Origin of the sequence: Janthinobacterium sp. CG_23.3, assembly GCF_046115965.1 — a bacterium.
Taxonomy (GTDB): domain Bacteria; phylum Pseudomonadota; class Gammaproteobacteria; order Burkholderiales; family Burkholderiaceae_D; genus Janthinobacterium.
On sequence record NZ_JBJXIB010000001.1, the window covers coordinates 13,623 to 28,265 of the forward strand.

Here is a 14,643-nt window from a genome sequence, read left to right on the forward strand (position 1 = left end):
GGTTTTCCATGTCCGATATGAATAATTTATCCGAATTGCGCGCCCGGCTCAGCCCGGCCCAGCGCGCCCAATTACAGCAGCGCCTGCGCGGCGGCGCCGCTGCCGCCGACGCGTCCCACGCCATTCCACGTCGCCCGCACGGCGGCAGCGCCGAGCTGTCGTTCGCCCAGCAGCGCCAGTGGTTCCTATGGCGCCTCGACCCGGCCAGCGCGGCCTACCACCTGAGCGGCGGCCTGAAGTTCAGCGGCCACCTCGACGTGGCGGCGCTGCGCGCCAGCATCGGGGCGCTGGTGGCGCGCCATCCGTCGCTGCGCACCGTTTTCCAGCAGGACGAGGACGGCGGCGTGCGGCAGGTGGTGCAGCCGGCGGCGGCCATCGAGCTGCCTAGCCTGGACTTCAGCGCCTTCGAGCCGGCGGCGCGCGCCTCCTTTGCGCAAGCCGAAATACGCCGTCTCTGCGCCCAGCCCTTCGACCTTGGCCACGGTCCCTTGCTGCGCGTGGCGTTGTTCAAGATGGCGCCGGACCAGCAGCAACTGCTGCTGGTCATGCACCACATCGTCTCGGACGGTTATTCCACCCAATTGATCCTCGACGAGCTGGCGCAGCAATACGCCGCGCGCGTGCAGGGCGCGCAAGCGCAACTTGCCGATCTGCCGATCGACTACAGCGACTACGCCGTGTGGCAGCGCACCTGGCTGGCCGGCGAGGCCGGCGCGCAGCAACTGGCGTGGTGGCGCGCGCTATTGGGCCAACAGCAACCGGTGCTGGCGCTGCAAACGGCGCGGCCGCGCAAGGCCGACGGCGTCTACGGCGCCGCCCGCCACAGCGTCGCGCTGCCCGCCGAGCTGGTGGCCGGCCTCAAACGGCAGGCCCAGGCCCAAGGCGGCACCTTGTTCATGGCCTTGTTGACCGGTTTCCAGGCGCTGCTGTTCCGCTACAGCGGCCAGGGCGATATCCGCGTCGGCGTCCCCATCGCCAACCGCAACCGCGCCGAAACCACCGGACTGATTGGCTTCTTCGTCAACACGCAGGTGCTGCCGGCGCGCCTGGACGCGCGCATGGCGCTGGCGCAGCTGTTCGAGCAAACCCGCGACAACGCGCTGGGCGCCCAGGCGCACCAAGACTTGCCCTTCGAACAACTGGTCGAGGCCTTGCAGCCCGAGCGCAGCCTGAGCGGCAATCCGCTGTTCCAGGTGATGTATAACCACCTGCGTTTGGATCACCGCTCGCTGGCGCAATGGCCCGGCGTTAGCGTCGAACGCGTGGACTTCGACGAGCAGGACGTGCAGTGCGAACTGACGCTGAACACCAGCGAGGGGGCCGACGGCCGGGTGCGGGCCAGCTTCAGTTACGCCGCCGAGCTGTTCGACGCGGCCCACATCGAAACGATGGCGGCGCATTACCTGTTGCTGTTGCAGGCGCTGGCCGAGCAGCCGGAGCAGGCGCTGGGCGACGTCGGCCTGCTGGCCGGGCCGCAATTGCGGCAACTGGCCGGCTGGGGCGCGAACCCGCAGCGCCACCCGGACATGCAACCGGTGCACCGCCTGTTCGAGCGCCAGGTGCTGGCCGCGCCGCGCGCGGTTGCCCTGTTGTGCGGCGACGAGCAGCTTGGCTACGACGACCTGAACATCCGCGCCAACCGCCTGGCGCACCGCCTGATCGCCGTCGGCGTCGGGCCGGAGTCGCGCGTGGGCATCGCGCTGGAACGTTCGATCGACATGGTGGCCGCCTTGCTGGCGGTGCTGAAAGCCGGCGGCGCCTACGTCCCGCTGGACCCGGACTATCCGACCGAGCGGCTGCGCTATATGGTCGAGGACAGCGGTATCGGTATGCTGCTGACGCATAGCGCGCTGGCCGGGCAGATCGCCGACGTCGACCCGGCGCGGGTGCTTGAGCTGGACACGCTGGACCTGAGCGGCGAGTCCGCGGCCAATCCCGCGCCGGCGCTGCATGGCGAAAACCTGGCCTACGTTATCTATACGTCCGGCTCGACCGGCAAGCCGAAAGGCGCCGCCAACCGGCACGGCGCGCTGCACAACCGACTGGCGTGGATGCAGCAGGCCTACCAACTGACGCCGGCCGACACGGTGCTGCAAAAGACCCCGTTCAGCTTTGACGTCTCGGTGTGGGAGTTTTTCTGGCCGCTGATGGTCGGCGCCCGCCTGGCCATCGCGGCCCCGGGCGAGCACCGCGAACCGGCGCGCCTGATGGCGCTGATTCGCCGCCACCAGGTGACGACGCTGCACTTCGTGCCGTCGATGCTGCAAGCCTTCCTGGCGCACGAGGGCGTCGACGCCTGCACCACCGTGAAGCGCATCGTCTGCAGCGGCGAGGCGCTGCCGGCCGAGGCCCAGAAAGCGGTCTTCGCCGGCCTGCCGCGGGCGCAGCTGTTCAACTTGTACGGCCCGACCGAGGCGGCCATCGACGTCACGCACTGGACCTGCCGCAACGACGGCGCCAGCCAGGTGCCCATTGGCCGTCCCATCAGCGCAACCCACACCTATGTGCTCGACGGCGAACTCAATCTCGCCCCGGCCGGCGTCGCCGGCGAGCTATATCTGGGCGGCGTCGGGCTGGGCCGCGGCTATCTGGACCGCGCCGCGCTGACGTCGGAACGCTTCGTGGCCGACCCGTTCGACCCGCTGGGCGGCCGCTTGTATCGCACCGGCGACCTGGCGCGGTGGAATGCCGAAGGCCAGCTGGAATACCTGGGCCGCATCGACCATCAAGTGAAAATTCGCGGCTTCCGCATCGAACTGGGCGAGATCGAGGCGCAACTGCTGGCGCAGCCGGAGGTACGCGAAGCGGTGGTCGTGGCCAATGAAGGCGCGCGTCTGGTGGCCTATTTGGCCATCGCCGCGCCAGACGGCCAGTTCGACCCGGCGTCGCTGCGTGAGCGGCTGGGCCGCGCGCTGCCCGATTACATGGTGCCGCACGCCTTCATGGTGCTGGAGCGCCTGCCGCTGAACGCCAACGGCAAAATCGACCGCAAGGCGCTGCCGGCGCCGGAACGGCAGGAAGCGGCCGCCTACGCCGCGCCGCGGGGCGAGGCGGAAACCGCGCTGGCGCAGGTCTGGGCCGAGGTGCTGGGCCTGGCGCGCATCGGCCGGCACGACAATTTCTTCGAGTTGGGCGGGCATTCGCTGTTGGCGGTGCAGATGGCGGCCCGGGTGCAGCGCGCCATCCAGCGCGAACTGACGGTGCAGCAGGTATTTCAACATCCCACGCTAGGCGCCATGGCGTTGCTGCTGGCGGACGCCGGCGGCAAGTCCGCCGAGCAGGCTCTGTCTGACCTTGATTCCTTTATAGATAGTTTGGAGAACGTTTAATGAATAACGACGCGACGCGCCGCATTGCGGAGAAATTCGCTCAACTGTCCGCCGAACAGCGCCGCGCAGTGTACCAACGCCTGAAGGCCGACGGCATGAGCATCGGCCAGTTCCCCATCCTCCAGCGCGAAGCGGCGTTGGCGCAAGCCTGCCCCTTGTCGTATGCGCAAACGCGCCAGTGGTTCCTGTGGCAGCTTGATCCAACCAGCACCGCCTACCATATCGCCGGCGCGCTGACGCTCAAGGGCGAACTGGCGGTGGACGCCGTCAAGGCCAGCTTCGCCGCCCTGGTAGCGCGCCACGAAGCGCTGCGCACGGTGTTTCGCGGCACCGCCGACGGCCTGGCCGAACAAGTGATCCAGGCGCAGGCCGCGCTGGACTTCGCCATCATCGACCTGAGCGCGGTGGACGCGTCCGAGCGCGCCGCGCGCGTGCTGCGCGAAGCGACCCGCATCAGCCGGGCGCCGTTCGACCTGACGCAGGGGCCTTTGCTGCGGGTCGGCCTGATCCGCGCGGCGGCCGACGAGCATGTGCTGGTGCTGGTGATGCACCACATCGTCTCCGACGGCTGGTCGATGCAAATTATCGTCGACGAGTTCGCGGCGCTGTACCGCGCCGGCGTGCAGGGCGGGGCCGCCGAGCTGGCGGCCATGGCGATCCAATACGCCGACTACGCCGTGTGGCAGCGCAGCTGGCTCGAAGCCGGCGAGCGGCAACGCCAACTGGCTTATTGGAGCGCGCAACTTGGTAGCGACCACACGGCCTTGCAACTGCCGGCGGATCATCCGCGCCGCGCCGACGCCAACTACCGCGCGGCGCGCCACAGTATCACGCTGCCGGCGCAGCTGGCGCAGGCATTGCAGCGGCGCGCGCAGGCGCAGGGCGCGACGCTGTTCATGGCGCTGCTGGCCGGCTTCCAGGTTTTGCTGAGCCGGTATAGCGGCCAGACCGATATCCGCGTCGGCGTGCCGATCGCCAACCGCCACCGCGTCGAAAGCGAACGCGTGGTCGGCTTCTTCGTCAACACCCAGGTGCTGCGCAACCAACTGCAAGGGCGTATCAGCCTGTCGCAGGCGCTGGCGCAGGCCAGGGACGCCGCGCTGGGCGCGCAGGAACACCAGGATCTGCCGTTCGAACAGCTGGTCGAGGCCTTGCAGCCCGAGCGCAGCCTGAACGGCAACCCGCTGTTCCAGGTGATGTTCAACCACCAGCGCAGCGACTACCGCGCGCTGGAGCGGCTGCCGGGTCTGGAACGTCAAGACTACGCGCTGGCCGACAAGCAGGCCCAGTTCGAGCTGACGCTGGACACTAGCGAAGACGCCGACGGCGTGGTGAACGCCACCTTCAGCTATGCCGAAGAGCTGTTCGACACCGCGACCATCGCGCGCATGGCGCGGCACTACAGCGCCACGCTGCAGGCATTGGCCGCGCATCCCGAGCAGCTGCTGGGCGAGGTCGAATTGCTGGACGACGCGCAGCGCCGCCAGTTGCAGCAATGGGGCGACAACCGGCTGCAGCACCCGGGCGAGGAAGCGGTCCAGCGCCTGTTCGAGCGCCAGGCGGCGCGGCAACCGCGGGCGCCGGCGCTGGTGTTCGGCGACATAACGCTGAGCTACGCCGAACTGAACGCCAGGGCCAACCAATTGGCGCACCGCCTGATCGGCCTGGGCGTCAAGGCCGAAACCAAGGTTGGCATCGCGCTGGAGCGTTCGCTGGAGATGGTGGTCGGTCTGCTGGCCGTCCTGAAAGCGGGCGGCGCCTATGTGCCGCTGGACCCGGACTATCCGGCCGAGCGGCTGCGCTACATGCTCGAGGACAGCGGCATTCGCCTGCTGCTGACGCACAGCGATATGCAAGCGCGCTTCGCCGACAGCGCCCAATTGAACATACTGGCGCTGGACACGCTCGACGTCGGCGCCGAACCGGCGCACAATCCGCACCCGGCGCTGCATGGCGAGAACCTGGCCTATGTGATCTACACGTCCGGCTCGACCGGCAAGCCGAAAGGCGCGGCCAACCGCCATCGCTCGCTGTACAACCGCCTGGCGTGGATGCAGCAGACCTACCAGCTGACGCCGGCCGAGACGGTGCTGCAAAAAACCCCGTTCAGTTTTGACGTCTCGGTGTGGGAGTTCTTCTGGCCGCTGATGGTCGGCGCCCGTCTCGCCATCGCCGGCCCGGGCGAGCACCGTGATCCGGCGCGCCTGGTCGAGCTGATCGTCCGCCACCGCGTCAGCACGCTGCATTTCGTACCGTCGATGCTGCAAGCGTTCCTGGCGCACCAGGGCGTGGAAGCGTGCGTGAGCCTGGAACGCATCGTCTGCAGTGGCGAGGCCTTGCCGGCCGAGGCGCAAAACGAGGTGTTCAAGCGCCTGCCGAAGGCGGCGCTCTACAATCTGTACGGCCCGACCGAAGCGGCAATCGACGTCACCCACTGGACCTGCCGCGACGACGGCCGCGGCCAGGTGCCGATTGGCCAGCCGATCAGCCAGACCAAGACCTATGTGCTGGACGGCGAACTGGCGCTGGCGCCGGCGGGCGTGGCGGGCGAGCTGTATCTGGGCGGTATCGGTCTGGCGCGCGGCTACTTGGAGCGCGCCGGCCTGACCGCCGAGCGTTTCGTGGCCGACCCGTTCGACCCGCAAGGGGGCCGGTTGTATCGCACCGGCGATCTGGTGCGCTGGAATAGCGAAGGCCAGCTGGAATACCTGGGCCGCATCGACCACCAGGTGAAAATTCGCGGCCTGCGCATTGAACTCGGCGAGATCGAGGCGCAACTGCTGGCGCAAGCCGAAGTGCGCGAAGCGGTAGTGGTGGCCAAGGACGGCGCCGCCGGCGCGCGTCTGGTCGCTTACGTGTCGGCGCAGGCCGGCCAGCCATGCGGGGCGGCCAGTCTGCGCGAGCGCCTCGGCTTGGCGCTGCCGGAATATATGGTGCCGAGTGCCATCGTGGTGCTGGAAAGCCTGCCGCTGAACGCCAACGGCAAAGTCGACCGCAAAGCGCTGCCCGAGCCGGATTTCACGCCCGGCCAGGCTTACGAGGCGCCGCGGGGCGCGTTGGAGCTGGCGCTGGCCGCGCTGTGGAGCGAACTGCTGGGCGTGCCGCGGGTCGGCCGCAACGACAATTTCTTTGAACTGGGCGGGCATTCGCTGCTGGCGCTGCGGCTGCTGGAACGCATGCGTGCCCAGGGCTTGCCGGCGCAGGTGCGCAGCCTGTTCCAACATCCGCGCCTGGGCGACTTCGCGCGGGCGTCAACGCAGGAACGGGGCAGGGCGGCGGTGGTGGTGCCGCCGAACGGCATTCCGGCCGGCTGCACCGCAATTGATCCCGCCATGCTGACGCTGGTCGACCTCGACGCCGCGCAGATCGCCACCATCGAGGCGGCCGTGCCGGGCGGCGCGGCGAATATCCAGGACATCTACCCCTTGGCGCCGCTGCAGGAAGGTATCCTGTTCCACCACGTGTTGCAGACCGCGGGCGACGCCTACGTCACGCCGCAGCTGCTCAGCTTTGACAGCGAGGAACGCCTGCAGCGTTTTGTCGCCAGCCTGAACCAGGTGATTGCGCGCCACGACATCCTGCGCACGGCCGTGCTGTGGGAAGACTTGAAGGAACCGCTGCAAGTGGTGTGGCGCGAGGCCGGCCTGGCGCTGCAATGGCTGGACGCGGACGACGGCGGCGCCGCGGCGACGCTGACCGCGGCGGTGCATCCCGGCCAGTACCGCATCGACGTGCGGCGGGCGCCGATGATCCGGGCGCTGGCCGCGCGCGACCGCGACAGCGGCCGCTTTTTGCTGCAACTGCCGAGCCACCATCTGGTGGTCGACCACACCACGCTCGACTTGCTGGTCGAGGAAATCGGCTTGATCCAGCGGGGCGCCGCGCTGCTGCCGGCGGTGCCGTTCCGGCGCTTCGTCGCGCAGGCCCGCCTGGGCGTCAGCCAGGCCGAGCACGAAACCTTCTTCCGCCAGATGCTGGGCGACGTCGACGAACCGACGGCGCCGTTCAACCTGATCGACGTGCAGGGCGACGGCAGCGAAATCGAACAGGCGCGCTTGCCCATGGCGCCGGCCTTATCGGCGCGGGTGCGGCGCCAGGCGCAACGCCACGGCGTCAGCGCGGCCACGCTGTTCCACCAAGCCTGGGCGCTGGTGTTGGCGCGCATCTGCGGCAAGGACGACGTGGTCTTCGGCACCGTGCTGTTCGGCCGCATGCAGGGCGGCGAAGACGCCGGCCGCGCGCTGGGCCTGTTCATCAACACGCTGCCGCTGCGCATCCGCCTGGGCGGGCAAAACGCGCTGGAGTGCCTGCGCCAGACCCAGGCCGCGTTGACCGGCCTGCTGCACCACGAGCACGCCAGCCTGTCGCTGGCGCAGCGCTGCAGCGCGCTGCCGGGCGGCACGCCGCTATTCTCGTCCCTGCTGAACTACCGCTACGGCGCCGAGGAGGGCCAGGCCGGCGCCGGCAAAGTGTGGGAAGGCGTGGAACTGCTGGGCGGCGAGGAACGCAGCAATTATCCGCTGTCGATCTCGGTCGACGATCTGGGCGAGGGCTTCGCGCTGGTCGCCCAGGTGAAGCCGTCGATAGGCGCGCAGCGCCTGTGCGGCTTGCTGCACGAGGCGATGGCCGGGCTGCTGGCGGCCTTGGCCGACCGGCCGGCGACGCTGATGCGCGAACTCGACGTGATGAGCGCGGCGGAATTGGCCCAGCTCGGCACGTGGGGCGTGAACCAACACCACCACGCCGGCGTGGCGCCGGTGCACGAGGTATTCGAACGCCAGGCGGCGCTGCATCCGCGGGCGCCGGCGCTGCTGTTTGGCGATGACACGCTGACTTACGCGGAATTGAACGCGCGCGCCAACCGGCTGGCGCACCGCCTGATCGCCATGGACGTCAAACCGGAAACCCGGGTTGGCATCGCCGTCGAGCGTTCAATCGACATGGTGGTCGGCCTGCTGGGCATCCTCAAGGCCGGCGCCGCCTATGTGCCGCTGGACCCGGACTACCCGGGCGACCGCCTGCGCTACATGGTCGAGGACAGCGGCATCGTCCTGCTGCTGACGCACGCCGCGCTGGCCGACAGCATGCCGCACCCGGCCAACGGCCGCCTGCTGCTGCTCGACCAGCTCGACCTGTCCGGCGAAAGCGCCGCCAATCCGGCGGTGCCGCTGCACGGCGAAAACCTGGCTTACGTGATTTACACGTCCGGCTCGACCGGTATGCCGAAGGGCGCGGCCAACCGCCACCGCTCACTGTTCAGCTGCATGGCGTGGATGCAGGAGACCTACCATTTGACGCCGGCCGACACGGTGCTGCACAAGGCGCCGTTCGGTTTCGACGTCTCGGTGTGGGAGTTGTTTTGGCCGCTGACGGCGGGGGCGCGCCTGGCGCTGGCGCTGCCGGGCGACCAGCGCGACCCGGCCCGACTGGTGGCGCTGATCCAGCAACACCAAGTCACCACGGTCAACTTCGTGCCGGCGATGCTGCAAGCGTTCCTGGCGCACGAAGGCATCGAGGCGAGCACGCGGCTGAGGAACATCATCTGCGGCGGCGAGGCGATGCCCGCCGAGACGCAGCGGGAAACCTTTGCGCGCCTGCGCCACGCCGGCCTGCACAATCTGTACGGCCCGACCGAGGCGGCGATCCACGTCACCCATTGGGCTTGCCGCGACGACGGCCTGAACCAGGTGCCGATCGGCCGGCCGATCAGCGCGACGCTCACCTATGTACTGGACGCCGACCTGAACCTGGCCCCGGCCGGCGTGGCGGGCGAGCTGTATCTGGGCGGCGTAAATCTGGGCCGCGGCTATCTGGACCGTCCCGACCTGACCTCCGAGCGTTTCGTGGCCAACCCGTTCGACCCGGCCGGCGGGCGCCTGTACCGCACCGGCGACCTGGTACGCTGGAACGACGAGGGGCAACTGGAATACCTTGGCCGCATCGACCACCAGGTGAAAATCCGCGGCTTCCGCATCGAACTGGGCGAGGTCGAGGCGCAATTGCTGGCGCAGCCGGAAGTGCGCGACGTGGTGGTCGTGGCCAAACAAGGGCCGGGCGGCGCGCTGCTGGTGGCCTACCTGTCGCAACAGAGCGGCACGCTGGCCGACGCCGCCGTGCTGCGCGAACGCCTGCGCCGCACGCTGCCCGAGCACATGGTGCCAAGCGCCATCGTCGTGCTGGAGCGGCTGCCGCTGAACGCCAACGGCAAAGTCGACCGCAAGGCGCTGCCGGAACCGGAACTGGTCGGCGGCGTCTACACGGCGCCGCAGGGCGAGCTGGAAGAAACGCTGGCGCTGGTCTGGCGCGACGTGTTGGGCCAGCAGCAGGTGGGCCGCGACGATAACTTCTTTGAACTGGGCGGCGACTCCATCCTGAGCCTGCAGATCGTCGCGCGGGTGCGCCGCGCCGGCTGGAACCTGAATCCCAAGCTAATGTTCGAGCGCCCGACCATTGCCGAGGCGGCCGCCGTGCTGCAGCCGCTGGCCGCGCCGGCCCAGGCGCCGGCGCAGCGCGAGCGCGGCGCGCTGGCTGATTTCCTGTCCGAGGCGGCGCTTGCCGCGCTGCCGTTCGACGGCGCGCAACTGGAGGACGTGTATCCGCTGTCGCCGCTGCAAGAGGGCATGCTGTTCATGTCGCTGGAAGCGCCGGGCAGCGGTTTGTACATGAACCAGTTGCGCGTCGCCGTCGGCGGACTCGACGCGCAGCGCCTGGCCGTGTCCTGGCACGCCATGGTGCGCCGCCACGCCATTCTGCGTACCGGCTTCGCATGGCAGGCCGGCGCCGACGTCGCCTTGCAACTGGTATGGCGCGAGGCCGACGCCTTCGTCGACACGCTGGACTGGCACGGCGACGCCGACATTGCCGGGCGCCTGGCCGAACTGACCTCGGCCGAGCTGCTGCGCGAAGTGGACTTCGCGCGCCCGGAACTGGCGCGCCTGTACCTGGTGCGCGTCGGCGAGGACGAGTACCAGCTGCTGCTGACCATGCACCATATCCTGCTCGACGGCTGGAGCCAGTCGCGTCTGCTGGGCGAGTGGCTGCAAGACTACTCGGGCCAGGCGCTGGCGCCGGTGCGGGCGCACTACGGCGACTACATCCGCTGGTTGCGCCGGCAAGCGAGCGCCCCGGCCGAACAGTACTGGCGCGGCCAGTTGCAGCGCCTCGACGGCCCGAGCCTGCTGGCCGGACGGCGCCGCGACGAAACCGGATACGACAAAATTTACTTGAGCTGGGACGCGGCGCAAACCCGCGCCCTGTTCGATTGCGCCAAGGCGCAGCGCGTCACGGCCAACACCGTGGTGCAGGCGGCGTGGGCGACGCTGTTGCAACGGCATCTGGGCAAGGACGCCGTGTGCTTCGGCGCGACGGTGGCGGGCCGGCCGGCCGAACTGGGCGGCGCCGAGGATATGCTCGGCCTGTTCATCAACACCATCCCGGTGCTGGTGTCGCGCCAGCCGCAGATGCCGGTAGGCGCCTTCCTGCGCCAACTGCAGGGCGTCAACCTGGAGGCGCGCGAGCACGAGCACACTTCGCTGGCGCAGATCCAGCGTTGGGGCGGCGCCGGCGGCCAGGCCCTGTTCGACAGCATCATCGTGTTTGAAAACTACCCGGTGCACAAGGCGCTGAGCGAACCGTTGGCGCACGGCCTGCGTTTCGGCGACGTCGGCGGCGAGGGCCTGACCGGCTATGCGATGGACTTGCAGGTCACGGTCGAAGGCGCGCTGGAAATCGAGTATTGCTATGCCCGCGCCAGCTTCAGCGAAGCCGAGGTGCTGGCGCTGCGCGCCGAAATGGACGAACTGCTGCGCGCCATGATCGCCGCGCCGGAGCTGCCGATGGGCGAGTTGCCACGCCTGGGCGCGCTGGCGGCGGCGCCGGTGCTGGCCCTTGGCCGCACCGACTTCGCCCGCCGGCCCGACTGGGTGCACCGGCAGATCGAACAACAGGCGCTGCACCGGCCCGACGCGCTCGCGCTGCGCATGGGCGACGAGACGCTGAGTTTCGGCGCGCTGAACGCGCTCGCCAACCAGCTGGCGCATTGGCTGCTGGCCCAGGGTCTGGCGCCGGAAGCCAGGGTGGCCGTGCTGCTGCCGCGTTCGATGGACATGATCGTCGCGCTGCTGGCGGTGCTCAAGGCCGGCGCCAGCTACGTGCCGCTGGACGCCGACTATCCGCTGGAACGGCTGCGCTACATCATTGCCGATTGCGCGCCGGCGCTGCTGATCAGCAGCGCCGACTACCAAGAAACGCTGCCATGTCCGACGGTGTGGCTGGAACAATTGCAACTGGCCGGCCGCGGCCGCGACAATCCCGCCGTCGCGCTCAGCGAGCACCATCTGGCCTACGCGATCTACACCTCCGGTTCGACCGGGCAGCCGAAAGGCGTGGCGGTGGCGCACGGCCCGTTGGCGATGCACTGCGCCGCCACCAACGAGATCTACGCCATGGGGCCGGAGTCCTGCGAGCTGCTGTTCATGTCGTTCTCGTTCGACGGGGCGCACGAACGCTGGATCAGCGCCCTGACCGCCGGCGCGACGTTGGCCATCCGCGACCCCGAAATCTGGACCGCCGAGCAAACCAGCGACGCGCTGCACCGTTACGGCGTTTCGACGGCGGCCTTCCCGCCGGCCTACCTGAACCAGCTGGCCGACTGGGCCGGCGCGGCGGGCGATCCGCCGCCGGTCGAACTGTACGTGTTCGGCGGCGAAGCCATGCCCAAGGCCGGCTTTGAACAAGTGCGCCGCCACTTGCGCCCGCGGCGCCTGATCAACGGCTACGGCCCGACCGAAACCGTGGTCACGCCGCTGATCTGGCAGGCCAGCGGCGACGACAGCTTCGACTGCGCCTACGCGCCGATCGGCCGTCCGGTGGGCGAGCGCAGCGTGTACGTGCTCGACGCCGACATGCAACTGGTGCCGCACGGCGTGGTGGGCGAGTTGTATATCGGCGGCTATGGCCTGGCGCGCGGCTATGTCGGGCGCAGCGACCTGACGGCCGAGCGCTTCGTCGCCGACCCGTTCAGCGACAGCGGCGCGCGGCTGTACCGCAGCGGCGACCTGGTGCGCTGGCTGGACGACGGCAACGCCGAATACATCGGCCGCGCCGACCACCAGGTCAAGATCCGCGGCTTCCGCATCGAGCTGGGCGAAATCGAAGCGCAACTGCGCAAGGTGGCCGGCGTCGGCGGCGTGGCCGTGGTGGCCGCCGCCGGCGAGGGCGGCGCGCAACTGCACGCCTACCTGGTCAGCGAGGCCGCGCCGCAAGAGGTGATGCAGATGGCGCGCATGGCGCTGGCCGGCACGCTGCCCGACTTCATGCATCCATCGGCGTACGCGGTGCTGGCGGCGCTGCCGCGGCTGCCGACCGGCAAGCTCGACCGGAACGCGCTGCCACCTATCCAGGCCGAGGCGGCGCGCCAGTACCGCGCGCCGTCGACGCCGCAGGCGCGCCGCATGGCCGACCTGTGGCAGGAAGTGCTGGGCGTGGAACGCGTGGGCGAGACGGATAACTTCTTCGAACTGGGCGGCGATTCGCTGCTGTGCCTGAAGCTGATATCGCGCCTGCGAACGTTGAAGGACGCGCGCTTCAACTTCAAGCTACGCGACGTGATGCAAAAACCGACCATCGCCCAGCTGCTTGGGCTGGAGCTAGAGTGGGTTTCATCCGGCGTGACGGCGCTGAACCGGGAAGGACAGGAAGCCTTGTTCTGCCTGCACGCCGGCTTCGGCACCATCTTCGACTACCAGCCGCTGGCCCGCAAGCTCGACGGCGTGGCCACGGTATATGGCATCGGCTGCCGCATGCTGGCCGACAGCGCGCACGTCGACGCGTCGCTGGAGCAGATGGCGCGCGACTATACCCGCATGATCCGGCAAACCCAGGCGCAGGGGCCGTACCGGCTGATGGGATGGTCGCTGGGCGGCACGCTGGCGGCGATGGTGGCGGCGCTGCTGGAGCGGGCGGGCCAGGCGGTCAGCTTCGTCGGCCTGGTCGATTCGTATATTCCGGGCACCGAACAGCGCGTCATGCCGCCGTGGCAGCGCGACTTCGCCGACTTCCTGTCGCAGGTGCTGCCTGGCGTGGCGCTGGACGGCTTGCCGGAGACGGTGGGGTTGGCGCTGGAAGCGCGCCTGGCGCTGGCGCTGGCCGGCGCCGACTCGGCGTACGGCGCCATGGGCGCGGCGGAACTGCTGCGCGGCTTCGAGGTGGCGCGGCATTTGAAAGCGCTGTCGATCGAAGCCGGGCCGCTGCCGGTACTGGCTTGCCAGGTGCATTACTGGTGGGCCGCCGGCAGGGACGAGGCGCACAAGACCGAACTGCCGCGCCAGACCGGCGTGGCCGGCATCGCCGCGGAAATCGCGGCGGACCACTACACCATTACGCGCGACGAGCGGTGGCTGGAGCAGGCGGCCAAGTTGGGAGAGGGGGTCACGCAGAGCTAGAGCGCTAGCGTAGAACCGGGGTCAGGCCTTCTGGTCTGAGCCCGGCTGTTTCTAGTCGTCCGCGCTGCTCCAAGCTAACGTTGTCGGGTTACGCCCCATGGGCTAACCCGACCTACGAAAAAACGCCCTGCGGCGCCCACAACTGGCGCTCAAAAAAGCGCTCGCGCGGCAGCACGCCAAGCACGGCGCGCTTATGCGGAAAATCGAACTCGCCCAACAAATCGTATCCCGAGCGAGTCAGATTGCGCCGCATGCGCTGGTTGTCGGCGCGCGGCTCGATCACCAGCCTGCCGGTGCGGCTGTCGTCCAAGAACAGATAGTGCGCAATCGACGGCAGCCAGGCCGATACGAAGGCTTGGCCCCGGCACCCGGCTTCGCCGATCAGCACATGCCAGCCCCGCTCGAAATCATCCGGCTCGCAAAACGGCGCGATCCGGTCCTCGCTGGCCCAGTACACCTCGAAATAGCCGAAGGGCACGTCGTCCAGGCAAGCGATCAGTGGAATGCTGTGCGGGTCGCCCGCCAGCCGCTCCAAATAGGCGCGGTGCCGCGCCAAGTCGCCTTGCTCCTCCCAGAACTCGGCCACATGCGGATCGTTCATCCAACGGTGGAAATGCGGCAGATCGGCGTCGCTGTCGGCGACCCGGAAACTCAACGTCCGCTCCAGCCATGGAATATAGCGGCGATACACGTCGCCCACCGGCTGCGGCGGGCGCAGCGGGTGGCGCCGGCCGGCGCTGACTTGGTAGACCAGCGCCGGCGCCGGCAGCGCCCGCGGCAACCACAAGTGCCGCTCCTGCGCGTTATGCGGGGTTAAGAGATCGCCTTCGTCCAGATTCGCTGTGGTTCTGCTGTCGGTCATCGGTTCTTCG

The 14,643-nt window shown here is 69.0% G+C and carries 3 protein-coding genes; 2 read left to right on the top strand and 1 reads right to left on the bottom strand.

Annotation, left to right across the window (positions count from 1 at the left end):
- Positions 1 to 8 precede the first annotated feature (8 nt).
- Entirely contained in the window at positions 9 to 3,329 is a 3,321-nt protein-coding gene (locus ACFDR9_RS00045; protein WP_409029628.1) for an amino acid adenylation domain-containing protein, read from the top strand.
- Positions 3,329 to 13,771, top strand: a complete 10,443-nt coding sequence (locus ACFDR9_RS00050) for an amino acid adenylation domain-containing protein (RefSeq protein WP_409029629.1) — start codon at positions 3,329 to 3,331, stop codon at positions 13,769 to 13,771. Before ACFDR9_RS00045 ends, ACFDR9_RS00050 begins: the two co-directional genes overlap by 1 nt.
- A gap of 112 nt (positions 13,772 to 13,883) precedes the next feature.
- On the opposite strand, the gene ACFDR9_RS00055 is transcribed toward ACFDR9_RS00050, so the two are convergent.
- Positions 13,884 to 14,633, bottom strand: coding sequence for a GNAT family N-acetyltransferase (locus ACFDR9_RS00055; RefSeq protein ID WP_409029630.1), 750 nt, complete (start codon positions 14,631 to 14,633; stop codon positions 13,884 to 13,886).
- Positions 14,634 to 14,643: the final 10 nt, after the last annotated feature.

What these genes read in the sequence shown, in the direction of transcription:
- ACFDR9_RS00045 (WP_409029628.1), top strand. Translation starts at nt 9, where the DNA reads ATGTCCGATATGAATAATTTATCCGAATTGCGCGCCCGGCTCAGCCCG.
- ACFDR9_RS00050 (WP_409029629.1), top strand. Translation starts at nt 3,329, where the DNA reads ATGAATAACGACGCGACGCGCCGCATTGCGGAGAAATTCGCTCAACTG.
- ACFDR9_RS00055 (WP_409029630.1), bottom strand. Translation starts at nt 14,633, where the DNA reads ATGACCGACAGCAGAACCACAGCGAATCTGGACGAAGGCGATCTCTTA.